Below are 23,024 nucleotides of genomic sequence, written 5' to 3' on the forward strand. Positions count from 1 at the left end.
CTGCCCTAGGCTTGCCGCTCATGAGCAGTGCCGCCGCATTCTCGTACGCCCCTCTGCTGCCGACCGGCCCGGACCAGACGGACTATCGCCTGGTCACCGACGAGGGCGTGGACGTCGTACACGGCCCGGGAGGCCGTCGGTTCCTCACCGTGGAGCCGGCCGCGCTCACCGCGCTGACCGCCGAGGCGATGCACGACATCGCGCACTTCCTGCGCCCGGCGCACCTGGCGCAGCTCCGGGCGATCATCGACGACCCGGCCGCCTCGCCGAACGACCGGTTCGTCGCGCTGGACCTGCTGCGCAACGCCAACATCGCCGCCGGTGGTGTCCTGCCCATGTGCCAGGACACCGGCACCGCCATCGTGATGGGCAAACGCGGTCGGCACGTGCTGACCGACGGCGCCGACGCGGAGGCCATCTCCCGGGGCGTCTACCAGGCGTACACCAAGCTCAATCTGCGCTACTCCCAGCTCGCCCCGCTGACCATGTGGGACGAGCGGAACACCGGCAGCAACCTGCCCGCCCAGGTGGACCTGTACGCCGAGGACCCGGACGGGCACCCCGACGCGTACAAGTTCCTCTTCATGGCCAAGGGCGGTGGCTCGGCCAACAAGTCGTACCTCTACCAGGAGACGAAGGCGCTGCTCAATCCAACGCGGATGATGCAGTTCCTGGAGGAGAAGCTGCGGCTGATCGGCACCGCCGCCTGCCCGCCGTACCACCTGGCCATCGTCATCGGCGGCACCTCCGCCGAGTACGCGCTGAAGACCGCGAAGTACGCCAGCGCCAAGTATCTTGACGCGCTGCCGACCTCGGGTTCGATGAGCGCGCACGGCTTCCGCGACCTGGAGCTGGAGGCGGAGGTGCTGGAGCTGACCCGCAACTTCGGCATCGGCGCGCAGTTCGGTGGGCGGTACTTCTGCCACGACGTACGGGTGGTCCGGTTGCCCCGGCACGGTGCGTCCTGCCCGGTGGCGATCGCCGTCTCCTGCTCGGCGGACCGCCAGGCCGTCGCCAAGATCACCCCGTCGGGCGTGTGGCTGGAGCGACTCGAAACCGACCCGGCGCGGTTCCTGCCCGACGTCACCGACGATTCGCTCGACGCCGAGATGGTGGTCCGGGTCGACCTGAACCGGCCGATGGACGAGATCCGCGCGGAGCTGTCGAAGTACCCGGTGAAGACGCGCCTCTCGCTCTCCGGGCCGCTCGTGGTCGCCCGGGACATCGCCCACGCCAAGATCGCCGAGCGGTTGGACGCCGGTGAGCCGATGCCGCAGTACCTGCGTGACCACGCGGTCTACTACGCCGGCCCGGCGAAGACCCCCGAGGGGTACGCGTCCGGCTCGTTCGGCCCGACCACCGCCGGCCGGATGGACGCCTACGTGGAGAAGTTCCAGGCCGCCGGCGGCTCCCAGGTGATGCTGGCCAAGGGCAACCGGTCGGGTCAGGTGACCCGCTCCTGCCAGCAGCACGGCGGCTTCTACCTCGGCTCGATCGGCGGCCCCGCGGCCCGCCTCGCCCAGGACTGCATCAAGCACGTCGAGGTGCTCGAATACGCGGAGCTGGGCATGGAGGCGGTCTGGAAGATCGAGGTGGAGGACTTCCCCGCCTTCATCGTGGTCGACGACAAGGGCAACGACTTCTTCGCCGAGGTCACCAAGCCGGTGCTCACCGTCGGCCGCCGCTGACCCGACAGGTACGCAAACGGGCGCCGGGCGAATTCGCCCGGCGCCCGTTCTGTCGCCCGTGCTCTGCCGACATCGGTACGCCCGCCCCCTGGGGTGGGACGGGCGCACCGCCCCCGTCGGATGCCGTCACCGACAACTCGCAATGAGTGTGCGGCGCACCGCTGTCGATCCGCTCTCAGATCGCTATCGCCTCACCACGGCGGTCCGTTACCGCCGGACTACGCTGCTGGAAGTTGCACCACTGACGCGGGAGAGCAGATGCGGTTCGGGATCCTGGGGCCCCTGCGGGTGGGCGGTGGCGAGTCCACTGTCACCGCCGGGCGCGACCGGATCGTGCTCGCCATGCTCCTGTTGCGGGCCGGCCGGCTCGTGCCGGTCGACGAGCTTGTCGACGCGGTGTGGGAGGACCGCCCGCCGGCCACCGCGCGGGCGCAGTTGCAGACCTGCGTGTCGCGGTTGCGTCGCCGGTTCACCGAACTCGAGCTGGCACCGGACCTCATCGTCACCGACCCGGCGGGGTACGGGGTGCGTACCGCGCCGAACGACCTGGACGCCGAGGCCTTCACCCGGGGCGTGGAGGCGGCACGAGCCGCCGTCACGGCCGGTCGCCTGGTCGACGCGCGTGCCGAATTCCGCACCGCCCTGGCGTTGTGGCGCGGTCCGGCGCTGGGTGGAATCCCGAGCCGCAGCGTCCGCCGCCGCGCGCAGGCACTCGACGAGCAGCGTCTCACCGCGCTGGAGGAGTGCGTCGATGTCGAGCTGCGCCTCGGCCGGGCCGCCGAGCTGATCGGCGAACTCGCCGAGAGCGTCGACCAGCACCCGGTGCGGGAGCGGCTGCGCGGGCAACTGATGCTGGCACTGTCCGCGGTCGGGCGGCAGGCCGACGCGCTCGCGGTCTACCGGGAGGGCCGGCGGACCTACGCCGACGAGCTGGGCATCGAGCCGGGCGCCGAGTTGCAGGAGCTGCACCAGCGGGTGCTCGCCGGTGACCTGGCCCTGGCCGGCCGGGAGGCGCGTTCGATCGCTCCGGTCCGGTCGCTGCCCCGGGCGATCGGCGACTTCACCGGCCGGCAGCAGACGCTGGCCCGCCTCATCAAGGAGGTGGAGGCCGGGGCCCGGATTCAGCTCATCGACGGCATGGCGGGCAGCGGCAAGACCACCCTCGCGGTGCATCTCGCCACCGTTCTCGCAGACGACTACCCGGACGCCCAGCTCTACATAGACCTGCACGGGCACAGCGAGCGCACTCCGTTGACGCCGGCCGCGGCGGTGGCCACGCTGCTGCGGCAGCTCGGTGTGCCCGCCGAGAGGGTGCCGACGAGCCAGGACGACCGGTTGGCGCTCTGGCGTAGTGAGCTTGCCGGTCGACGGGCCCTGCTGGTGCTCGACAACGCGGCGACGGCCGACCAGGTGACGCCGCTGCTGCCCAACGGCTCGCACTGCCTGATCCTGATCACCAGCCGCCGCCGGCTGGTCGGGGTGGATGAGGGGCGACCCTCGTCGCTGCCCGTGCTCGACAGCGACGAGGCGGTCGAGTTGCTCGGGCGGGTCGTCGGCGTGGCCCGGGTGGCGGCGGAGCCGGATGCGGCCACCGAGGTCGTCCGACGCTGCGGACACCTGCCGCTGGCCATCCGGCTGGCCGGTACCCGGCTGGCACACCGACCCCATTGGCGAATCGCCGACCTGGCCGAGCGGCTGACCAGCCGACCCGATCCGTTGGCCGAGTTCGAAGCGGGCGAGCGGTCGGTGGGCCGCGCCTTCGCCCTGTCGTACGCCCAGGTGTCCCCGGTCGCGCAGCGCGCGTTCCGGTTGTTGGGCCTGCACCCCGGGGTGCGGTTCGCAGCCCCGGTGGCCGCCGCTCTCACCGGGCAGCCGCTTGCGAAGGCGCAGGACCTGCTCGACGAGCTGGTCGACGCGAACCTGGTCGAGGAGACGGAGCCCGGCCGTTACCGGCTGCACGACCTGGTGCGGGAGTACGCGCGGACGCTCGTCGCCGAGCCGGAGTGGGCGGGTGAACGGCGGGAGGGCATCGAACGTCTGCTTGACCATCACCTGCACGTCGCCGCGGTGATCGCCCGCAAGAGTGAGCTCTCCTCCAACTTCAGCCTGACGCTGCTACCCGAGCCGGCGCGTCCCGATCTGGTCTTGCCCGTTGCGGAGCAGGGCCGAGGATGGTTCGACGACAACCTGGCCGCGATCACCGCCCTGGTCCGCCTGGCCGAAGCTGAGGGCTTCCGCCGGCACTGCTGGCAGCTGGCGAGGGCCAGCTGGTACGCCCAGTTCGAGGGCGGTCACCTCGACGAGTTGATCGAAACGCACGTGGTTGGGCTGCGTGTGGCCGAGGAACTTGGCGCCGAGGACGCGGTGGCGATGATGCTCAACTACCTCGCCTCGGCCCACTACCGGTTGGGTCGGTTCGCCGAGGCGAACCGGCTGATGGAGAGGGCGCTCGGCGTCTACCGCCGGCTCGGGTTGCAGAGCGATGTGCGCAATACCCTGGGTAACCTTGGCAACTCTTACGTAGCCAGCGGCGACTACCGCCGGGGTTGGGAGTGCCTGGAGGCATCCGCGGCGCTGGCCCGGCGGATGCAGGAGCAGGTGCCACTGGCCAACACCCTCAACAATCTTTCGGCGACCCTGCTGCTGTGGGGACGGCACGACGAGGCGCTGCGCACATGTCGGCGGCACCTGACGCTGGCTCGCGAGCTCGGCGACCCGCGACAGATCGGCAACGCGTTGGGGCACCTGGGCATGATTCGCCATCGGTTGGGTGACGACGAGCCGGCGCGTCGGCTCCTGCGGCTTGCTCTACGCCTCAAGCGGAAGGCCGGCAATCGGTTTGGCGAAGGTGAGCTGCTGAACGAGATCGGTGTGCTGGAGCGCAACGCCGGACAGCCGGATCATGCCGCCGGGCTGCACCGGGAAGCGATGGTGGCAATGGTCGATGCCGGCGACCGCATCGGCCAGTGCGCGTCCCGCAACCTGCTGGCCCGGGCAATCCTCGAGCAGGGGGACGTGGCCAGCGCGCTCGACCTGCACCGCCGGGTGCTCGTCGACGCCAGCGGGCTCGGTGCCCGCTACGAAAAGGCGCGGGCGTTGGAGGGCATCGCCCGCTGCGTACGGGATACGGATCCGACGGCAGCCCGCGCGCACCTGGAGCAGGCGTTGGCGCTGTTCCGGCAGGTCGAGTCGCCGGAGCAGCACGAGGTGGAACGCCTGCTCACCGAATCGGGCTGACGGATCATCTGCGAGTCGGCCACGGGCGCGGCAGGATGGTACGCGTGACGACTCCAGAGGCGACCGGTTACCGCATCGAACGCGACTCGATGGGCGAGGTGGAGGTGCCCGCCGAGGCGCTGTGGCGGGCGCAGACCCAGCGCGCGGTGCAGAATTTCCCGATTTCCGGCCGGGGCCTCGAACCGGCCCAGATCAAGGCCCTCGCACAGATCAAGGGCGCGGCGGCCGAGGTCAACGGCGAACTGGGCGTGATCGACGCCAACGTGGCCGCCGCGATCGCCGCCGCCGCCGCGCACGTTGCCGACGGTGGCTACGACGACCAGTTCCCGGTGGACGTGTTCCAGACCGGCTCCGGCACCTCGTCGAACATGAACACCAACGAGGTGATCGCGACCCTGGCCAGCCGGGAGCTGGGCTCCCCGGTGCACCCGAACGACCACGTCAACGCCTCCCAGTCGAGCAACGACGTCTTCCCGTCCTCGATCCACCTGGCGGCCACCCAGTTCATCGTCGAGGACCTGCTGCCGTCGCTTGCCCACCTGGCGTCGGCGTTGGAGGCCAAGGCCGCCGAGTTCGAGACGGTGGTCAAGGCCGGGCGTACCCACCTGATGGACGCCACCCCGGTCACCCTCGGCCAGGAGTTCGGCGGGTACGCCGCCCAGATCCGCTACGGGATCGAACGGCTGGAGGGTGCGCTGCCCCGACTGGCCGAGCTGCCGTTGGGCGGCACCGCCGTCGGCACCGGGATCAACACCCCGCTCGGCTTCGCCGCCGCCGTGATCGACAAGCTGCGCGAGTCGACCGGGTTGCCGCTGAGCGAGGCGCGTAACCACTTCGAGGCGCAGGGCGCGCGGGACGCGCTGGTGGAGACCTCCGGGCAGCTGAGGACCGTGGCGATCGGCCTCTACAAGATCGCCAACGACATCCGCTGGATGGGCTCCGGCCCCCGCGCCGGTCTGCGCGAACTGCGTATCCCGGACCTTCAGCCCGGCTCGTCGATCATGCCCGGCAAGGTCAACCCGGTGGTCGCCGAGGCGATGCGGCAGGTCTGCGCCCAGGTGATCGGCAACGACGCGACCGTCGGGTTCGCCGGCTCACAGGGCGACTTCGAGCTGAACGTGATGCTCCCGGTGATGGGCCGCAACCTGCTGGAGTCGATCCGGCTGCTCTCCGCGGTGAGCCGGCTCTTCGCCGACCGGTTGGTGGTCGGCCTGGTCGCGGACGCTGAGGTCTGCCTGGCGTACGCCGAGGGCTCACCGTCGATCGTCACCCCACTCAACCGCTACCTGGGGTACGACGAGGCCGCGTCGATCGCCAAGGAGGCGCTGGCCAAGCAGACCTCGATCCGCGAGGTGGTCATCTCCCGGGGCCACGTCGACTCCGGCAAGCTCACCGAGACCCAGCTGGACGAGACGTTGGACCTGCTCCGGATGACCCACCCCTGACCCGGCTCGCCTGCCCTGGTCAGGGTAGGTGCCGTGGTCTCGCCCAGCCGAGGAAGCGGGCGAAGAGCGCGGCGGGGTCGGGGCCGTCGTACGGGTTGAGTCGGTACAGGTCGGCAGCGGCCTCGTGCAGGACCGTGCACAGGTAGATGCTCAACCCGATGCGGTCGAGCGCGTACTCCTGGCGCAGGGTGAGTCGGGCGACCGGGCACGGCCAGGGCGCGGCGCAGATCCGGCAGAGCCAGAGCGGGCGCAGCGGTAGGTGCTGTCGACGTGGTGTCGTCGCGCGGCCGTCCGGGGCGGTCCGGGACATGCGGCGGCCCTCCTTTCGACCTGAATCGTTTGTGGCATCACCACGCCCCCCGCTCGCCCCCCGGTCGCCCCCGCTCGCCCCCGCTCGCCCCGGGCCGAGCTGCGCCAAGATCGTGCTCGATCCTGGATGTAGTGGCTTCCGCACGCCAGGACCCCACTCTTTCCACGATCGAGCACGATCTTGCGTGGTCGGCCGGGCTGCCGCCGGGGTCCGGTGGCCGAAGTGGTCGGTCGGGTGGTGGGCGTGGCCGGGTGCTGAGCACGGCTGGACTGGTGGGCGTGGTCGGCCGTGGTCGGCCGGGGTGGCCGGGGTGGCCGGCGTGCGCGTGGTCGGGGATGTCTTGGGCGGATGCTTTGGACCTGACTCGTTTGTGGCATCGCCGTCGCTTGTATGGTCAGCGCTGTCGAGCTGGGGCAGCAGCCGCCCACCGCCAAGTACCTGGAACTCGTCGACCGCGCCCTGGACACCGGCGGCCTCTTCGGCCGGATGTCCACCGAACTGGTCAGCCTGGACCGGGCGCAGCCCTGGCTACGCGGCTGGCAGGCGATCTTTGCCCAGGCGCGCACACTTCGCTGGTATGAGCCCCGCTACGTGCCCGGGCTGTTCCAGACGGAGGCCTACGCGCGGGCGGTCTTCGAGGCGGGCGGCCTGCTCGCCCCAGAAGAGGTCGACCGGCGACTGACCGCCCGGATGGAGCGTCAGGACGTGCTGCACAGCGAGCGTGCGCCGCAGATCGTGGCGGTGCTGGACGAGGCGGTGCTGCGGCGACGGGTGGGCGGGCGGAAGGTGATGCGCGACCAGACGCTGCACCTGGTGGGCATCGCCACCGGGCACCCCCGGTCCGGTTGCACGTGGTGCCGCGATCCGCCGACGAGTACCCGGGGCTCGGCGGGCAGTTCGCGCTCGCCGTCCTGCCCGACGGCACGGAGGTGGCTTATCTCGAGTGCCAGGTTCGCGGCCAGGAGCTGGACCAGCCGAAGGATCTGTTGCGGTTGCAGCGGGTCTGGGAGGCTACCCTGGGCGAAGCCCTGCCCCCGCAGGCATCGATCGAGTTGATGGACGAGGTGGCCGAGTCGTGGAGTTGACCGGTGCTCGCTGGCACAAGAGCAGCCGCAGCAACCAGGACAACTGGTGCGTCGAGGTGGCGACGAATCTCGGGGACGTGGTCGGGGTGCGAGACAGCAAGGACTCGGACGGGCCCGTGCTCGTCGTCGACGCGTACTCCTGGCGGCTCTTCGTGGCCGCGCCCCCGCGCTGACCCGACGGCCTCGCCCACCACGGCGGTCGGGTTTTCCGCGCCGCTGGCCCTGATAAACGGCTCGACGAGGCTTTGAACAGGATGGATGATCCGGGCCATGGGTGACGATGGCGCGGATGTGCCGGCGGGGACCGAGCGGCTGCGGTTGCGGCGGCTGACCATGGCCGACGTGGACGTGCTGGTCGAGTTGGACAGCGACCCCGAGGTGATGCGTTTCCTCACCGGCGGCGTCGCGACCCCGCTGGCCACCGTCCGAGATGAGCAGTTGCCGAGGCTGCTGGCCCAGTACGACAGGTATCCCGGGCTGGGTCGGTGGGCGGCGCACGACCGGGAGTCCGGCGAGTTCCTGGGTTGGTTCGCGTTGGACCCGTCGGCGGACGGCACCGAGGTTGAGTTGGGCTATCGGCTGCGCCGCTCGACGTGGGGGCGGGGGCTGGCCACCGAGGGGTCGCGGGCGTTGGTCCGGTACGCCTTCGACAACGTCGGGGTGCGTCGGGTCTGGGCCGAGACGATGACTGTCAACGAACGCTCCCGGCGGGTGATGGTGAAGGCCGGGCTGCACTACGTGCGGACCTTCCACCTTCAGTGGGACGACCCGATTCCGGGCACCGAGCAGGGCGAGGTGGAGTACGAGGTGCGGGCCGAGGAGTGGGCGACCGTCGGTCAGGAGCGGCCGGCGGCCCGGCGCGCGCGGTAGGCGGTCACCGCGGCGCGGTTGCCGCAGCCGGCCTCGCAGAACCGCCGGGACCGGTTGCGGGACAGGTCGACGACCACGTTGTCGCAGTCCGGGTATTCGCAGATCCGCAAGCGGCTCAGCTCGCCGGTACGGACCAGGTCCGCCATCGCCATGGCGGCCTCGACCGCGATCCGGGTGGCCAGCGGCGCGTCGCGGGGAACGGCGTGCAGGTGGTACGGCTCGTCGTCGTGCTCGATGAGCTGGGGCAGCGCCTTGTGTTCCAGCAGCAGGCCGTTGACCACCGCGACGATCTCGGGTGGTTCGGCGTACCAGATGCGGCGCAGTTGGGGCCGCAGCTCCCGTACGGCGCGCAGTTCGGCCTCGGTGTGCTCGTGCCGGCCGCTGTAGGAGTGGCGGACGAAGAACGCGTCCAGCGCCGCGATGTCGGGCAGCAACTCACCGTCCCGACCCGCGGTGTTGACCAGCGCCGCGGCGGCGATCAGCGAACACTCGGTGTCATGAGCGAATAGCAACTTGACTCCTGTCACGGCTTCCGCCTAGCGTCATCAGTACAAGGATAGTTTGCCCATGACACGGTGCCCATCCCGAGGAGCGCGACATGCACTCACGATCTGCTGCCGGCGTCGGGTTGGCACTGCTCGCCGCGGTCACCTTCGCCACCTCCGGAACCTTCGCCCGTTCACTCATCGAAGCCGGCTGGTCAGCCGAGTCCGCAGTGATCGCCCGCGTCGGCGTGGCCGCCCTGGTGCTGGCGATCCCCGCCCTGCTGTCGCTGCGGGGCAAATGGGACGTGCTACGGAGCAACGCCACCGCCATCGGGCTGTTCGGGCTCCTCGGTGTGGGGCTGGCCCAGGTGTGCTACTTCAACGCCGTGCGCTACCTGCCGGTCGGTGTCGCGCTGCTGCTGGAATACCTGGGCATCATCCTCGTCGTGGCCTGGATGTGGGTGCGGCACGGGCAGCCGCCCCGCCGACTCACCATCGCCGGGTCGGTGGCCGCGCTGGCCGGGCTGGCGTTCGTGCTCGACCTCGCCGGCACCGCCGACTTCCACCCGGTGGGCGTGCTCTGGGGGCTGGGCGCGGCGTTCGGCCTGGCCGGATACTTCGTGCTCGCCGGCCGGGTCGACCCCCGGCTGCCCTCGGTCGCCATGGCCAGCGGCGGAATGGCCGTCGGCGCCGCCATGCTGCTCCTCATCGGGCTGACCGGCCTGCTGCCGCTGCACGCCACCTTCGGCGAGGTCACCTTCGCCGGGCAGCCCACCAGCTGGTTGGTGCCCATCGCCGGGCTGTCGCTGGTGGCCGCCGTCATCGCGTACCTCGCCGGCATCGCCGGCACCCGGATCCTCGGGCCCCGCCTGTCGTCGTTCCTCGGGCTGACCGAGGTGCTCTTCGCGGTGCTGATCGCCTGGCTGCTCCTGAACGAGCTGCCCACCGGCTGGCAGTTGCTCGGCGGAGCGCTGATCGTCGGCGGCGTCGCCCTGGTACGCCTCGACGAGCTGCGCGGCTCGCCCTCGACGCCCGCGCCGGCCACGCCCGAGCCCGAGCTGGCGCTCGACGGTCGGTGAGGATCCGCTGGCGGTGGGTTCCGCTGGCGGTGAGAGGGTGGGAGCCGTGCTGACCACTGTGGTGTTCGACGCTGACGAAACGCTGTTGGACCTGCGTCCGGCGGTCACGGGCGGGCTGGTGGCCGTCCTCGACGAGATGCGGCGACGCACAACTGCGGCGGCCGGGGTGACGCTCGCCGAACTGGAGTCGGACTGGGGCGCGGTCTTCGGCGAGCTGAGCGCCGCCCCGGTGGCGGAGATCCGGCGCGCCGCACTGGCCCGGTCGCTGGCCCGCGCCGCGCTGGTGAACGACCTGGACGAGATCGCGGACCTCTTCTTCGCCCAGCGCTTCGCTCTCACCCGACCGTTTCCGGACGTACCACCGGCGCTGGCCACGCTGCGCGGCCGGTACACGCTGGGCTTCGCCACCAACGGCAACAGCCGCGCCGAACGGTGCGGGCTCGCCGGCGAGTTCGCCTTCGAGTTGTACGCGCACGAGAACGGCCTGCCCAAGAAGCCGGCCCCGGAGTTCTACGCCGCGGTGGTCGCGGCGGCCGGGGTGCCAGCCGGGCAGATCGTGTACGTCGGCGACTCGTGGGAGCACGACGTGGTGGCGCCCCGGCGGGCCGGCCTGCGATCGGTGTGGCTGAACCGGCTCGGCCTGCCTCGCCCCCTCGGCTGCCCACCCGACGCTGAAGTTTCCAGCATGGCCGACCTGCCGGCCGCGCTGGCGAATCTGGGTGTCGACGCGGTAGGTGTGTAGGTCGAGGCCGCCGGTGCGGGTGTCCGTGCGGGGTGTGCCTGTGCGGCCTGCGGTGTGCGGCTCGAACTGGCGGGATTCACGGCCATAACGGGCGCTCAACTGGCGTAATCCGGATCGTTGTTGTGTGATGGCTGCCACGTCCCTCAACGAGAGGATCCGATGTGGTGAGCAAGCGCTTCACCGCCCGTACGGTCGCGACCGCGGCTGTGCTGGCACTTACGGCTACGGGGTTGGGTGTGCCGGCCAACGCCGCGCCGAGCAACTCCCGGACCTTCACCGTCGTCGCCGAGGATGGCGTCGCCACCGACACGGCCGTCGCCGCGATCCGGGCAGCTGGCGGCACTGTGGTGTCCCGGTCCGATGAGGTCGGCATGTTCCAGGTCAGCAGCGACCGGGCCGACTTCGCGGCCAGGGCGACCGCGGCACCGACGCTGATCGGCGCCGCCGAGCAGAAGGCCATCGGCCGCAAGCCGAAGCTGGACCGGGTCGAACAGGAACATCTGCTGGCCGCCGCCGGTGCTCGTGCCGGTGCTGCCGGTGCTGCCAAGAAGGGCGCCAAGCTCGATCCGCTCGATGACAAGCTGTGGGGCCTGGAGATGATCCAGGCCGACAAGGCCCGCAAGATCGAGCCGGGCGACCGTCGGGTGACCGTCGGCGTACTGGACACCGGCGTCGACGCCAGCAACCCGGACATCGCGCCGAACTTCAACTGGTCGCTGTCGCGTAACTTCGCGCCCGACCTGACCGATGTGGACGGCCCCTGCGAGGTGCCGAGCTGCCTCGACCCGGTCGGCACCGACGACGGCGGGCACGGCACCCACGTGGCCGGCACCATCGGCGCCGCGGCCAACGGCTTCGGTCTCTCCGGCGTCGCTCCGAACGTCTCGCTGGTCGAGCTCAAGGGTGGCCAGGACTCCGGCTACTTCTTCCTCGACCCGGTGGTCAACGCCCTGGTCTACGCCGGCCGGTCCGGGATCGACGTGGTCAACATGTCGTTCTATGTCGACCCGTGGCTCTACAACTGCACCGCCAACCCGGCCGACTCGCCCGAGGACCAGGCCGAGCAGCGGGCCATCATCAAGGCGATGAAGCGGGCGCTGATCTTCGCGCACAACAAGGGCGTGACCCTGGTCGGTGCGCTCGGCAACAACAACGAGGACCTGGGTGCACCGCGCACCGACGTCACGAGCCCCGACTACGGCGCCGCCCCGTACGACCGCCCGATCGACAACGAGAGCTGCTGGGACCTCCCCGCCGAGGGCCCGCACGTGATCGGCGTGTCGTCGGTCGGCCCGTCCGGCAAGAAGTCGGACTTCTCCAACTACGGCACCGAGCAGATCTCGGTCGCCGCGCCGGGCGGTTGGTTCCGGGACGGTTTCGGCACCGACACCCACCGCACCCCGGCCAACATGATCCTCTCCACGTACCCGCTGAAGGTGCTCCAGGAGGAGCCGATCTCGGCGACCATCCCGGACCCACGGGTGGACGCCGATGGCAACATCGACCCCCGGATCGCCAACGAGGTCTTCAAGCAGTGCAAGGCCAACGGCGAGTGCGGGTACTACACGTACCTCCAGGGCACCTCGATGGCGTCCCCGCACGCCGCCGGCGTCGCCGCGCTGATCGTCAGCCGGCACGGCAAGGCGCAGGGTAGGACTGGCTTCGGCATGTCGCCGGACCTGGTCGAGCAGCACCTCTACCGCACGGCCGCTGAGCACGCGTGCCCGGAGCCGCGCCTTCAGCAGTACCGCAACGAGGGCCGGGACGAGACCTACGACGCGTACTGCGCCGGTGGGATCAACTTCAACGGCTTCTACGGCTACGGGATCGTCGACGCCTACGCGGCGGTGAAGACCCCGCTCAAGCCGAACGTCCGCCCGTAGCGCACATCGCACCGCGGTGGCCCAACCGCCACCGTCCGCCAGGGCCCGGTCGACCTGTCGTCGACCGGGCCCCGGCTCGTCCAGGCCTGTTGTCACCGGCATCGCCCGACACCGGTCATGATCGACTCGGCTTTCTGAAAGACGCGGTGTTGGTGCATGAAGGGTGGCGCGGTTTCCAGGAACCCGAGTTGATCCCGGTCATCTGGACGATCCCTGTCGCCAACCGCGGCTGACCAGCGCGTCGCGTACCTCGCGAAGCACCGCCGGGAACTCGCCGTGCAGCCGGCGGCTGGTGACGTGCAGGACCAGCCAACCGGAGGCGACCAGCTGGTTCAGCCGACGGCGGTCGCGGTGCAGTTGCTCTACGTCGGAGTGCCACTTCCCGTCATGCTCCACCGCTACCCGATAGTGCGGCCAGGCCAGATCGGGGTGCAGAACAACGCCGGTGGGCAGGCATACCGGATGGTGAACCGCTGGGCGCGGCAGCCCACCCAGCACCAACCGCACGCGTAGCTGTGACTCCGGAGGAGACTCGGCTCCGCCGTCGGCCAGGTCGAAGACCCAGCGTGCGCGTCGCGCACCCGGCCGGTCAGCATTGTGAGCAGCCATGGCGGCCAGGGTCTCGCGATCGGTCAGCCCCTGCCCGAGCAGCGAATCGACGATGGCGACCGCCCGCACGGGGTCGAGCCAGACAGCCGTCTCCCAGGCGGCCCCGCCCGGGTCGGATCGGGGGATTGGGAGGTGTTGCTCTGGCCTGGGCGGGCTGGTCGCCGCCCACGCCTCGCCTCGACCAGCCACCACCATGCCCCCTGGCCCGACGGACACGGCGGCCGGGCGGGACAGTTGCCGCGCTGGGCGTGGCGACATTCCGCCGGTAGGTGGACGGCCCACTCCGGTAGGTCGTGCTGCGTCACACGGACTTCCAGCGCTCGGCGGACGGCCCGCGTCCGGCGGTCGGCCTGATGGTCGTCTCGTGTTCGTCGGTCGTCGTGTGGTTGGCGCGGCGGGCCCAGAAGTCTCGCTCGCCGCGAGTGGGGTGATGGCGTTGACGTGCACGCGGAGGCCACGCTGTGGGCCGATCCGCAGCGGTCGGGGCACGAGGACGTGCACGTCCTCGGTAAAGCTCGCGGCGTGTTGGACGCCGTGCAGGTAGGCGGCCGACGGGCCGCCGACCACCACGCCGGGCGGTAGCCGCAGGAGGGCGGCACGACACGCGAGGGCGTGATCACGGTCCAGTCGCGAGTCGGCGTAGATGTCGTGGCGCAACCGCACCCAGGCAGAGTTGCGCAGCTGATGTTCGGTGAGCAGGCCGTCCCGGACAGCGTCGGAGCCGCGGAAGACCTGCCAGGTCAGGGCATCGGGGCGATGCGGACGTGGGGGCATGCCGAGCAGCCTGCCGACCACCGGCTGGGCGCCGAAACCCCTGTGGACAACCCGGCCCGCGCTTGCCGCTGGACCTGTGGACAACCGCGAATCCGCCTGCCGATCGTGCTATGGCAGCGGCCAGAACGGCCGACCAATCAGGCATCGGAGCCGTCGACGGGCGGTGATCCACTCGCCTTTTTCAGAAGTCGGGCGGTCACCGGCCTCGGGACACCGCGACTTCCGTGAACCCGAGTCGATCAAGCCGCGAAGGCGGGGCGCGCGGCGGTGGGGTGGCGCGCGGGGGCGGCGGGATGGCGCGAAGGGGTCGGGGTCAGCTGAGGGCGGTCGTGATGGCTCGGGCGGCGGCCAGCACCTGGGGGCCGATCGTGTCGACGTCCAGCGGGGCGAGCGCGACCACGCCGACGCTGGCCTCCAGGCCAGGTACGCCGAGCACCGGTGCGGCCACCCCGTACGCCCCGGCCTGCAACTCTCCGCTGCTACGCACCGGCTCGGCCACCCCGGCGCGACCGGCCAGGATCGCCCGGCCGGCCGCTCCCCGGTCCAGTGGATGCCGTGCCCCGGCCCGGTACGCGACGTGGAACGACGTCCAGCTCGGCTCGACCACCGCCAGGGCGACGCCCTCGCCACCTTCGACGACGGTCAGGTGCGCGGTCGCGCCGGCCTGCTCGGCGAGGCGGCGTAGCGCGGGCAGCGCACCCTCGGCGAGCAGCGGCTGGGCCCGTCGGGCCAGGTGCAGCAACCCGGCACCGAGGCGCAGCCGACCGTCTCCGTCGCGGCGCAGCATGCCGTGCCCGGTCAGCGCACTGACCAGTCGGTAGACGGCGGCCCGGCCGATTCCGAGCCGATTCGCGGCCTCGGTGACGGTCAGACCGCCAGAGGCGTCAGCGACCAGGTGCAGCAGCCGTAAACCCCGGTCGAGCGTCTGCGACGTCTCCCCGGCCCGCCCCGCAACCGCGTCGGCCCGCCCCGCGCCAGCCTCGGTCCGCCCGAGGGTCGCGTCGGCGGAGCCGGAGGCCCGCCCGGAGGCCGCGTCGGCCCGCCCTCCACCTGCGCCGGCCGGTCCGAAGGTCGCCTCGGTCGGCCGGGAGGCCCGCTCGAAGGACGGGTCGGCGGGGGCTGTGGGGTTGGCTGGCGGGTCACCGGAGCCACCGGAGCGTGCGGTCGCATCCACGCCTGGCAGCGTACGACCCGGCACCGGCGGACCCGGACAGGCACGGACAGCTACCCTTGTACGGTGACGCTACGCCTGTATGACACCGCCACCCGATCGGTGCGGGACTTCGTCCCGCGGGAAGCCGGCAAGGTGGGGGTCTACCTGTGTGGTCTCACCCTTCAGGCCCCGCCGCACATCGGTCACCTTCGCTCCGGCGTCAACTATGACGTCCTGCGCCGTTGGCTGTTGGCCGCCGGCTACGAGGTCACCTTCATTCGCAATCTGACCGACATCGACGACAAGATCCTGGTCAAGGCGGGCGAGCAGGGTCGACCGTTCTGGTCGATCGCGTACGCCAACGAGTTGCTGCTCGCCGAGTCGTACCGGTCGTTGAACGTGCTGGCGCCCACCTACGAGCCGCGCGCCACGGGGCACATCCCCGAGATGCATGAGCTGATCACGAAGTTGATCGCCGACGGGCACGCGTACCCGGCGAGTGACGGCTCCGGCGACGTCTACTTCGACGTGGCGTCCTGGCCGGCGTACGGGTCGCTGTCGGGTCAGTCTCCGGACGCCATGCAGTCGGCCGGGGACGCCCCGGACCGGGGCAAGCGGGATCCGCGCGACTTCGCGCTGTGGAAGGGCGCCAAACCGGACGAGCCGGCGGACGCCTACTGGCCTTCGCCGTGGGGGCTGGGCCGTCCCGGCTGGCACATCGAGTGCTCGGCGATGTGCTGGCGCTATCTCGGCCCGGAGTTCGACATCCACGGCGGTGGCCTGGATCTGACGTTCCCGCACCACGAGAACGAGATCGCCCAGTCCCAGGCGGCCGGGTTGCCGTTCGCCCGCTACTGGGTGCACCACGGGCTGCTCAGCATCGGCGGGGCCAAGATGGGCAAGTCCGCCGGCAACGCGCTGGGCCTGGCGTACGTGGACTCACTCGGGGTGCGGCCGGTGGAGCTGCGCTACTACTACGCCGCCGCGCACTACCGCTCGGTGATCGACTACTCGGAGGATTCGCTGCGCGACGCGGCCACCGCGTACCGCCGGATCGAGGGTTTCGTGCAGCGGGCCGTCGAGCGGGTCGGTGCCGGGCAGCTCGGCGATCTGCCCGCCGGCTTCGTCGCGGCGATGGATGACGACCTCAACACGTCCGCCGCGCTGGCCGTACTGCAACAGCACATTCGGGACGGCAACACCGCTCTGAGCGTCGGCGACGATGTGACCGTCCGCACCACGCTGGCCGTGGTGCGGGCAATGCTGGATATTCTCGGGATCGACCCCCTCGACCCGGCCTGGACCGGTGGCGGCCGATCGGACGATCTTCGTGCCGTGGTGGACTCCCTGATCGCGCTGGCCCTGGAGCAGCGTGCGCAGGCGCGGGGCCGCAAGGACTGGGCTGCCGCGGACGCCGTGCGTGACCAGCTCAAGCTGGCCGGCGTGGTGGTCGAGGACACCCCCCAGGGCCCCCGTTGGACTATTGGAGAGCAGGACTGATGGCCGGCAACTCGCAGCGCCGTGGCCGGCGACTGACGTCGAAGGCAGGCGCCCCCAAGGGCACCGGCGGCAAGAACAAGGACTCGTTGGCCGGGCGGGGCCGCACCCTGCCCGCCGACGAGCGGCCGTGGCACAAGGGCTACTCGGGCACCGAGAAGCTGCCCCAGCGCACCGCCTGGAAGCAGGACAAGGAGCGCCGCGCGGCGGCCGAGGAGGGGCGCGCCCCCAAGATCGGCCAGCCCGGCAGCAAGGACACCACCTGGGGTCGGGGCGGCGGTCGGGGCGTACCGGTCGGCCGGGGCGCTGCCACCGGCGGGCGGGGCGGCAAGCCCACCGGGCGGTCCGGTCCCCGAGTCACGCCGGGGCGCAAGTCCAACCCGTCCAAGGACACCCCGGAGCTGCTCGTCGGGCGTAACCCGGTGCTGGAGGCGCTGCGCGCCAACGTGCCGGCGACGGCGCTCTACACGGCCCAGGGCATCGACATGGACGACCGGATCAACGAGATCATCCGGACCGCCGCCGACCGGGGCATCGCCAACCTGGAGATCAGCCGCGCCGAGTTGGACCGGATGACCGGCGGCGTGCTGCACCAGGGCGTCGGCTTGCAGGTGCCGCCCTTCGCGTACCAGCCATTCGAGGACATGGTCGCCGCTGCCCTGGAGCAGCAGGCCCCGCTGCTGGTCGCGCTGGACGGTGTCACCGACCCGCGCAACCTGGGCGCCGTGATCCGGTCGGCTGCCGCGTTCGGCGCGCAGGGTGTCTTCGTACCCGAGCGTCGTGCCGCCGGGATCACCGCGACCGCCTGGCGGACCAGTGCCGGCGCGGCCGCACGGGTGCCGGTGGCGCAGGTGACCAACCTGACCCGGTCGCTGAAGGCGTGTCGGGACGCCGGCTTCATGGTCGTCGGCCTGGACGCCGACGGCGACACCGACCTCTACAACCTGGAGGCCGCGGTCGGTCCGCTGGTGGTGGTGGTCGGTTCCGAGGGGCGCGGTCTTTCCCGCCTGGTCGGGGAGACCTGCGACCTGACCGTCAGCATCCCGATGATCTCCGAGGTCGAGTCGCTGAACGCCAGCGTGGCGGCGGCGGTCGCCCTGGCTGAGGTCGCTCGCCGGCGCTCCGTCGAGCAGTAGCACACGTCGAACGAAGGCCCCTCCCGCCGAGCGCGGGAGGGGCCTTCGTGCTCAGATCTGACGGGTCCACGCGACGAAGAGCAGAGCCCCGGCGAGCGCCATCAGCAGCACGGTCGGAAGCAACCAGAGCGGACCGCGTTCGCCGTCCAGGCGTCGGGTCAGCCGCTGGTGCACGGCGGCGATGCCGATCAGGGCGGCCAGCCCGGCGGCGGCCATCGGCAGGCCGACGAGGAAGTGCGCCAGCCACGCCCCGGCCCGGGTCGGCCCACCCCAGGAATGGTCGTACGGCCCCGGGTCCACCAGGCCGTACAGCACGCCGCGCAGCACCACCAGCAGTTCGACGCCGAGTGGCAGCAGGGCCACGGCACCCACGAGCAAGCTGAGCAGCGCATGGCCGAGCACCGAGACAGTGCCGGGCCGTCGGCCGGGCACGGCCGTCGGTGGCATCCCGAGCAGTCCGGTACGCAGAGCACGCCAGCGTGCGACGGCGGCGCCGGTTCCGCCCAGCGGGGCGGTCACCAGCGTGAGTACGGCGACCGGGATCAGCGTCGCGCAGTAGGCGAGGCTCCGGCCAGCCAGGCGGACCGTCCGGTACGACCGGGAACGCGCGGTCGGGTGGTGAGCAGCGGGCTGGGCGAGATCGGTGGGCACGACGCCTCCTCCGGTTCGGGTCGCCGTGACCGTACGAGAACGGCCAGCCGTGCCGAATCACCCCACAGAGCGATCCCCGCGCTGGCTCCACAGAGTGAAGAGCCACTCCAGGTACGACGAAGGGGCGGCCCGCCGAAGCGGACCGCCCCTGTCGGTACGGCGTTACGTCAGATCCGGCCACCGGTGGCGGCGTGGAAGACGTGGCTGCGACCGGCAACCGGCTTGACGAACACGGTGTCACCCATGTTCGGCATGTTGCGCCGGTCGGTGCGGACGACGAAGCGCTCCGAGTTGCCACCCAGGGCGGCGTGGCCGTACACGTTGGCGTCCGAGCCGAGGTCCTCGACCAGCTCGACCACGACCGGCATGCCGCCCTCGGTCGGGCTGACCAGCTCGCAGTCCTCCGGGCGGAAGCCCACGGTGACCTTGCCGTCGCCACCCTCGGCGCGGGCCGCCTCGACCTGCTCGCGGGTCAGCGGGATCTGCAGCTCGGCGAACTCGGCGCCCCGCTCGTTCAGCGGAACGGTCTTGATGTTCATGGCGGGAGAGCCCATGAAGCCGGCGACGAACACGTTGGCCGGGGTGTCGTAGAGCGCCCGCGGGGTGTCCACCTGCTGAAGGACACCGTCGAGCAGCACCGCGACCCGGTGACCCATGGTCATGGCCTCGACCTGGTCGTGCGTGACGTAGACCGTGGTGACGCCCAGCTTGGCCTGCAGGGACGCGATCTGGGTACGGGTCTGCACGCGGAGCTTGGCGTCGAGGTTCGACAGCGGCTCGTCCATGAGGAAGACCTGCGGCTCGCGGACGATCGCCCGGCCCATCGCGACACGCTGACGCTGACCACCGGAGAGCGCCTTCGGCTTACGGCTGAGGTACTCCTCCAGCTGGAGCAGCCCGGCCGCCTCCTTGACCCGTCGGTCGATCTCCGACTTGGAGGTCTTGCGGAGCTTGAGGGCGAACGCCATGTTCTCGTACACCGTCATGTGCGGGTAGAGGGCGTAGTTCTGGAAGACCATCGCGATGTCGCGGGCCTTCGGGGGAAGGTGGGTGACGTCACGCTGGTCGATGTAGATCGAACCGGCGTCCACGTCCTCCAGGCCGGCGAGCATCCGCAGGCTGGTGGACTTACCGCAACCCGAGGGGCCGACCAGGACGAGGAACTCCCCGTCGCCGATCTCGAGGTCCAGCTCGTTGACGGCGGGACGCTCTTGGCCCGGGTAGACCCGGGACGCCTTGGAATAGGTGACCGTAGCCATGGTGAAGCGCTTCCTTTCACCGGCAGGAACGTGCCGGACGATCCGAGTGAAGGAGCAACCGGCACGTGTCCGTGCCGGTTCAGCGGACGGCGGCGCGGTCGCGGGGGCGCCCGGTCGTCGTCCGTGTCAGTGAACCGTAAACGCGTTTACCCGCGCTGCCAAGGCGGGGGGCCGTCCGGCCCATCAGGCGGGCTACGCATTCCGGTCACTCGGGCACGGTCACACATCAATCGACGCCGTCTGAAACGAGTCTGCGTCGGGTTGTTGACGATTCCCGTGCTCGGGAGGCCTCGCGATCGGGATTACCGGACGTCAGTCGCTATGCTGACCTCGACGCACGCGCCCCTGTAGCTCAGCTGGCCAGAGCACTCGCCTTGTAAGCGAGATGTCGCCGGTTCGATCCCGGCCGGGGGCTCCAATTCCATCAGACCTTTCCGAACGGCGCTGGTGTCCCTCTGCCGGTCCGCCCCGAGCGGCACCCGGACGTCGACCAAGTTCGCTATCGTGCCTCCGTCCCGCCATCAGGCGGCGGTCCACGGGGGAATCACAATGAAACAGAGCACCACCCTGCTCGTGCTGGCTCTGACCGGCGGCCTGTTCGTTGCTGCCGGCTGCACTCCGACGACTGAGCCCACGCGCGCCGACAAACCGGTCGCCACCGCCACGGCCACTGCCGTGCCGTCTCCAACGCCTGACGTCCGCGGCGAATTGGTCGCGGCATTGCAGCGGTCGCAGGGGGCTGCCCACCGGTACGCAGTGCGCGGCAACCTGCCCGAAGGGCAGAACGTCAACGGCACGGGTGCCTTCGATCCGAAGAAGCGTCGTTTCCAGACCACGATCTCGGTCACCGGCGGGAAGTATCCGTCGGCGGGGAGCCGGATCGTCATTGGTAACGACAGTTACGTGCGGCCGTCCGACGAGAAGGACTGGGTGCACGTCGATCTGAAGCGAGTGAAGCGCGACGATCCCTTCCTGCGCTTCGACTGGGTCGACCCGACCGGCCTGAAGGCGTTCACGTCGTCGATCGCCTCGGTGGACCGCGTCGACCCGCACACCTACACCGGCCGTTTCGACCCCACCGGCAAGGACGCCACGTCGTTCCTCCCCGTGGGCGCGCCGAGCATCGTCTCGATCGGCATACGCCTGTCGCCCTTCACGATCACCACCGACGGTCAGGGTTGGGTCACCTCGATCAAGGTGGAGCTGAGCCCCAGCGAGGGCCCGAAACTGACGCTCACCACCACCATGAAAGATCACGGCAAGTCCTTGAAGATCAACGCGCCGGCACGCGCTGGTGAGGCCGCCGACTTCTACTACCGCAAGTAACAGCTCAGCCGTACCGGGCCGGTGTCACGCCCGGCGCACGGTGTCCCACAGGTGTGGGTGGCGGTAGTGGTTGCGAGCACCAGCCGCCAGCACCGCCCGCAGCGGGGCGTCCGCGGATGCCCTGAGTTGAGCGGCGCGCTACCCGACCGGACGACGCAGTGCCCGGCGGTAGCCTGGGCTCCGGCGGCGAGCAGAGTGAGGCCGGGGGGCCGATGAGTCGGGCGGTGGAGGAGTCGAACCGGGCGATGCTGCGCGCCCGGGACGCGATGGACCGGGCGTACGCCGAGCCTCTGGACATTCCCGCGTTGGCCCGGATCGCGCACGTCTCGCAGGCGCACTTCATCCGTACCTTCCGGGCCACGTTCGGGGAGACCCCGCACCGCTACCTGCAACGCCGCCGGGTGGAACGGGCGATGTCGTTGCTGGTGGAGACCGACCGGGACGTGACGGACATCTGCTACGCCGTCGGCTTCGCCAGCCTGGGCACGTTCAGTCGGACGTTCCGGCAGATCGTCGGGGAGTCCCCCTCGGATTTCCGGCGTCAGCGCGTCGCGCCGGCCAACGTGCCGTCGTGCTTCACCAAAGCCTGGACACGACCCAGCAGTTTTGGATAAGCCGCAGGTCACGGTCTACCTCTAGCGTCATGGGCATGACGATGAACGCGATCAGCCGCTCCCAGATCTACGTCCTCGACCAGGACGCCGCGCTTGACTTCTACGTCAACAAGCTCGGCATGGAGGTCAACACCGACCAGGACCTCGGTTTCATGCGGTGGCTCACGGTCAACCTGCCCGGCGACCCGGAGCGCGAGATCCTGTTGGAGAAGCCGGGCCCGCCTGCGCTTGACCCGGCCACCGCCGAGCAGGTCCGGGAGCTGCTCACCAAGGGTGCCCTCGGCGGGTACCTCTTCATGACCACTGACGATGCCCGCAAGACGCACGAGGATCTTGTGGCGAAGGGCGTTGAGATCACCGACGAGCCGACCGAGCGCCCGTACGGGATCGACTTCGGCATCCGGGACCCGTTCGGCAACCGGATCCGCATCGGCCAGATGTTCCCCCGGGCGTAGGGGGCGGGCGATGAGCCAGGCCGCGGCGTTTCCCGTGGTGCGACCGACCGCCGTCGGTCGGGACCGCCTGCTGTTGCTCGGCGGGGTGCTCGCCGGCCCGATCTTCGTCGGCTCGGCGATGGTGCAGGCGGCGACCCGGGACGGCTTCGACTTCCGTCGCCACCCGGTCAGCGTGTTGAGCACCGGCGAGCTGGGCTGGATTCAGATCGTCACGTTCCTGGTCACCGGGGTGCTCTGCGTGCTGGCCGCCCAAGCCCTGCGCCGCCGGACCGGCGAAGGCGGCGGATCGGTCTGGCTGCCCCGACTGCTCGCGCTGTACGGCCTGGGCCTGGTCGGGGCGGCGATCTTCAGCGCCGACCCGGCCGACGGGTTCCCGGCCGGTACGCCTCGGGGCGCCGGTGAGATCAGTTGGCACGGCGGCCTGCACTTCCTGGTGGCGGCGGTCGCCTTCGTGTCGCTGATCGTGGCGACGGTGGTGGCCGCCCGTCGGGCCGCACGGCAGGGGGCGCGCGGTCGAGCCGCGTACAGCCTGCTGACCGGGATGTTCTTCGCGGTGGCCTGGGTGACGCTGATCGCCCGGCCGGCACCGGCCGTGATGGTGGCGTTCGGCCTGGCGGTGACGGCCGGCTGGCTGTGGGTGTCGGTCACCTTCGCGCGGGCGGCGTCCGGTCGGGTCGACTGACCCGACGGCCGCAGGACCGGGAGGTGCGGGGTCGAACTCGTACC

General features: G+C 70.8%; 20 protein-coding genes, 1 tRNA gene and 2 pseudogenes. 17 read left to right on the forward strand and 6 right to left on the reverse strand.

Features of this window, described 5'->3' with window-relative positions:
* The first annotated feature begins 20 nt into the window (after positions 1 to 20).
* The 3 genes from ABTW72_RS11105 (at position 21) to ABTW72_RS11115 (ending at position 6,370) form a co-directional block, all read left to right on the forward strand.
* Entirely contained in the window at positions 21 to 1,688 is a 1,668-nt protein-coding gene (locus ABTW72_RS11105) for a fumarate hydratase (protein ID WP_350857223.1), read from the forward strand.
* Positions 1,689 to 1,946: 258 nt separating this feature from the next.
* Complete coding sequence (locus tag ABTW72_RS11110; protein WP_350857226.1) at positions 1,947 to 4,925, forward strand: AfsR/SARP family transcriptional regulator; 2,979 nt, start codon at positions 1,947 to 1,949, stop codon at positions 4,923 to 4,925.
* 35 nt (positions 4,926 to 4,960) lie between these two features.
* A complete protein-coding gene (locus ABTW72_RS11115; protein ID WP_350857229.1) occupies positions 4,961 to 6,370 on the forward strand; it encodes a class II fumarate hydratase in 1,410 nt (469 codons plus the stop codon).
* Positions 6,371 to 6,389: 19 nt separating this feature from the next.
* Here the strand turns inward: ABTW72_RS11115 and ABTW72_RS11120 are convergent, their stop codons facing one another.
* Positions 6,390 to 6,680 carry a hypothetical protein gene (locus tag ABTW72_RS11120; RefSeq protein WP_350857231.1) on the reverse strand — a complete coding sequence of 97 codons (291 nt, stop codon included), beginning with the start codon at positions 6,678 to 6,680 and terminating at the stop codon, positions 6,390 to 6,392.
* 390 nt (positions 6,681 to 7,070) lie between these two features.
* On the opposite strand from ABTW72_RS11120, the pseudogene ABTW72_RS11125 reads away from it, so the two are divergent.
* The 3 genes and pseudogenes from ABTW72_RS11125 to ABTW72_RS11135 all read left to right on the forward strand — a co-directional run.
* Positions 7,071 to 7,765: pseudogene (locus ABTW72_RS11125) on the forward strand (DUF5753 domain-containing protein); the annotation flags it as partial.
* Positions 7,756 to 7,938 (forward strand): DUF397 domain-containing protein, encoded by a 183-nt coding sequence (locus ABTW72_RS11130; protein ID WP_350857234.1) that lies wholly within the window; start codon positions 7,756 to 7,758, stop codon positions 7,936 to 7,938. The pseudogene ABTW72_RS11125 and the gene ABTW72_RS11130, both read left to right, overlap by 10 nt.
* Before the next feature lie 97 nt (positions 7,939 to 8,035).
* Positions 8,036 to 8,635, forward strand: coding sequence for a GNAT family N-acetyltransferase (locus tag ABTW72_RS11135; RefSeq protein WP_350857237.1), 600 nt, complete (start codon positions 8,036 to 8,038; stop codon positions 8,633 to 8,635).
* Here the strand turns inward: ABTW72_RS11135 and ABTW72_RS11140 are convergent.
* Positions 8,602 to 9,147, reverse strand: coding sequence for a CGNR zinc finger domain-containing protein (locus ABTW72_RS11140; protein ID WP_091403587.1), 546 nt, complete (start codon positions 9,145 to 9,147; stop codon positions 8,602 to 8,604). The two genes, ABTW72_RS11135 and ABTW72_RS11140, sit on opposite strands and share 34 nt — an antisense overlap.
* An 86-nt stretch (positions 9,148 to 9,233) precedes the next feature.
* Between ABTW72_RS11140 and ABTW72_RS11145 the strand changes: the two genes are divergently transcribed.
* The 3 genes from ABTW72_RS11145 to ABTW72_RS11155 all read left to right on the forward strand — a co-directional run bounded on the left by ABTW72_RS11145 (position 9,234) and on the right by ABTW72_RS11155 (position 12,824).
* Complete coding sequence (locus ABTW72_RS11145) at positions 9,234 to 10,199, forward strand: EamA family transporter (protein ID WP_350857240.1); 966 nt, start codon at positions 9,234 to 9,236, stop codon at positions 10,197 to 10,199.
* A gap of 46 nt (positions 10,200 to 10,245) precedes the next feature.
* Complete coding sequence (locus ABTW72_RS11150) at positions 10,246 to 10,941, forward strand: HAD family hydrolase (protein ID WP_350857243.1); 696 nt, start codon at positions 10,246 to 10,248, stop codon at positions 10,939 to 10,941.
* Between the two features lie 164 nt (positions 10,942 to 11,105).
* Positions 11,106 to 12,824: a S8 family serine peptidase gene (locus ABTW72_RS11155; RefSeq protein ID WP_350857245.1), complete on the forward strand. Its 1,719-nt coding sequence runs from the start codon at positions 11,106 to 11,108 to the stop codon at positions 12,822 to 12,824.
* 198 nt (positions 12,825 to 13,022) lie between these two features.
* Here ABTW72_RS11155 and ABTW72_RS11160 read toward each other — a convergent pair whose 3' ends face one another.
* Positions 13,023 to 13,502, reverse strand: a complete 480-nt coding sequence (locus ABTW72_RS11160; protein WP_350857246.1) for an endonuclease domain-containing protein — start codon at positions 13,500 to 13,502, stop codon at positions 13,023 to 13,025.
* A 372-nt stretch (positions 13,503 to 13,874) separates the two neighbouring features.
* Between ABTW72_RS11160 and ABTW72_RS11165 the strand changes: the two genes are divergently transcribed.
* A complete protein-coding gene (locus ABTW72_RS11165) occupies positions 13,875 to 14,015 on the forward strand; it encodes a hypothetical protein (RefSeq protein WP_350857249.1) in 141 nt (46 codons plus the stop codon).
* Between the two features lie 505 nt (positions 14,016 to 14,520).
* On the opposite strand, the pseudogene ABTW72_RS11170 reads toward ABTW72_RS11165, so the two are convergent.
* Positions 14,521 to 15,162 (reverse strand): annotated as a pseudogene (locus ABTW72_RS11170) (IclR family transcriptional regulator); the annotation flags it as partial.
* A gap of 282 nt (positions 15,163 to 15,444) precedes the next feature.
* Here ABTW72_RS11170 and cysS point away from each other — a divergent pair.
* Both cysS and rlmB read left to right on the forward strand, forming a co-directional pair.
* Positions 15,445 to 16,860 carry a cysteine--tRNA ligase gene (cysS, locus tag ABTW72_RS11175; RefSeq protein WP_350857252.1) on the forward strand — a complete coding sequence of 472 codons (1,416 nt, stop codon included), beginning with the start codon at positions 15,445 to 15,447 and terminating at the stop codon, positions 16,858 to 16,860.
* Positions 16,860 to 17,993, forward strand: a complete 1,134-nt coding sequence (gene rlmB / locus ABTW72_RS11180) for a 23S rRNA (guanosine(2251)-2'-O)-methyltransferase RlmB (protein ID WP_112582882.1) — start codon at positions 16,860 to 16,862, stop codon at positions 17,991 to 17,993. The genes cysS and rlmB overlap by 1 nt, the downstream gene beginning before the upstream one ends.
* 51 nt (positions 17,994 to 18,044) lie before the next feature.
* Here the strand turns inward: rlmB and ABTW72_RS11185 are convergent, their stop codons facing one another.
* Both ABTW72_RS11185 and ABTW72_RS11190 read right to left on the reverse strand, forming a co-directional pair.
* Positions 18,045 to 18,644: a hypothetical protein gene (locus tag ABTW72_RS11185; RefSeq protein WP_350857254.1), complete on the reverse strand. Its 600-nt coding sequence runs from the start codon at positions 18,642 to 18,644 to the stop codon at positions 18,045 to 18,047.
* Positions 18,645 to 18,811: 167 nt separating this feature from the next.
* The gene (locus ABTW72_RS11190) at positions 18,812 to 19,903 is read right to left on the reverse strand and encodes an ABC transporter ATP-binding protein (RefSeq protein WP_091403085.1); all 1,092 of its coding nucleotides are present in this window, start codon (positions 19,901 to 19,903) and stop codon (positions 18,812 to 18,814) included.
* Positions 19,904 to 20,244: 341 nt separating this feature from the next.
* Between ABTW72_RS11190 and ABTW72_RS11195 the strand changes: the two genes are divergently transcribed.
* The 5 genes from ABTW72_RS11195 (at position 20,245) to ABTW72_RS11215 (ending at position 22,980) form a co-directional block, all read left to right on the forward strand.
* Positions 20,245 to 20,321 (forward strand) — tRNA-Thr (locus ABTW72_RS11195).
* Positions 20,322 to 20,452: 131 nt separating this feature from the next.
* The gene (locus ABTW72_RS11200) at positions 20,453 to 21,229 is read left to right on the forward strand and encodes a hypothetical protein (RefSeq protein ID WP_350857258.1); all 777 of its coding nucleotides are present in this window, start codon (positions 20,453 to 20,455) and stop codon (positions 21,227 to 21,229) included.
* Positions 21,230 to 21,441: 212 nt separating this feature from the next.
* The gene (locus tag ABTW72_RS11205; RefSeq protein WP_350857870.1) at positions 21,442 to 21,843 is read left to right on the forward strand and encodes a helix-turn-helix domain-containing protein; all 402 of its coding nucleotides are present in this window, start codon (positions 21,442 to 21,444) and stop codon (positions 21,841 to 21,843) included.
* Positions 21,844 to 21,878: 35 nt separating this feature from the next.
* Positions 21,879 to 22,298, forward strand: a complete 420-nt coding sequence (locus tag ABTW72_RS11210) for a VOC family protein (RefSeq protein ID WP_088952055.1) — start codon at positions 21,879 to 21,881, stop codon at positions 22,296 to 22,298.
* Between the two features lie 10 nt (positions 22,299 to 22,308).
* On the forward strand, positions 22,309 to 22,980 hold the full coding sequence (locus ABTW72_RS11215) for a DUF998 domain-containing protein (protein ID WP_350857261.1): 672 nt from the start codon (positions 22,309 to 22,311) through the stop codon (positions 22,978 to 22,980).
* The last annotated feature ends 44 nt before the right edge of the window (positions 22,981 to 23,024 follow it).

Source organism: Micromonospora sp. NPDC127501, from assembly GCF_040302185.1.
Classification (GTDB): domain Bacteria; phylum Actinomycetota; class Actinomycetes; order Mycobacteriales; family Micromonosporaceae; genus Micromonospora.

What these genes read in the sequence shown, in the direction of transcription:
- rlmB (WP_112582882.1), top strand. Translation starts at nt 16,860, where the DNA reads ATGGCCGGCAACTCGCAGCGCCGTGGCCGGCGACTGACGTCGAAGGCA.
- ABTW72_RS11135 (WP_350857237.1), top strand. Translation starts at nt 8,036, where the DNA reads ATGGGTGACGATGGCGCGGATGTGCCGGCGGGGACCGAGCGGCTGCGG.
- ABTW72_RS11110 (WP_350857226.1), top strand. Translation starts at nt 1,947, where the DNA reads ATGCGGTTCGGGATCCTGGGGCCCCTGCGGGTGGGCGGTGGCGAGTCC.
- ABTW72_RS11205 (WP_350857870.1), top strand. Translation starts at nt 21,442, where the DNA reads ATGAGTCGGGCGGTGGAGGAGTCGAACCGGGCGATGCTGCGCGCCCGG.
- ABTW72_RS11215 (WP_350857261.1), top strand. Translation starts at nt 22,309, where the DNA reads ATGAGCCAGGCCGCGGCGTTTCCCGTGGTGCGACCGACCGCCGTCGGT.
- ABTW72_RS11145 (WP_350857240.1), top strand. Translation starts at nt 9,234, where the DNA reads ATGCACTCACGATCTGCTGCCGGCGTCGGGTTGGCACTGCTCGCCGCG.
- ABTW72_RS11105 (WP_350857223.1), top strand. Translation starts at nt 21, where the DNA reads ATGAGCAGTGCCGCCGCATTCTCGTACGCCCCTCTGCTGCCGACCGGC.
- ABTW72_RS11200 (WP_350857258.1), top strand. Translation starts at nt 20,453, where the DNA reads ATGAAACAGAGCACCACCCTGCTCGTGCTGGCTCTGACCGGCGGCCTG.
- ABTW72_RS11190 (WP_091403085.1), bottom strand. Translation starts at nt 19,903, where the DNA reads ATGGCTACGGTCACCTATTCCAAGGCGTCCCGGGTCTACCCGGGCCAA.
- ABTW72_RS11120 (WP_350857231.1), bottom strand. Translation starts at nt 6,680, where the DNA reads ATGTCCCGGACCGCCCCGGACGGCCGCGCGACGACACCACGTCGACAG.
- ABTW72_RS11115 (WP_350857229.1), top strand. Translation starts at nt 4,961, where the DNA reads ATGGTACGCGTGACGACTCCAGAGGCGACCGGTTACCGCATCGAACGC.
- ABTW72_RS11210 (WP_088952055.1), top strand. Translation starts at nt 21,879, where the DNA reads ATGACGATGAACGCGATCAGCCGCTCCCAGATCTACGTCCTCGACCAG.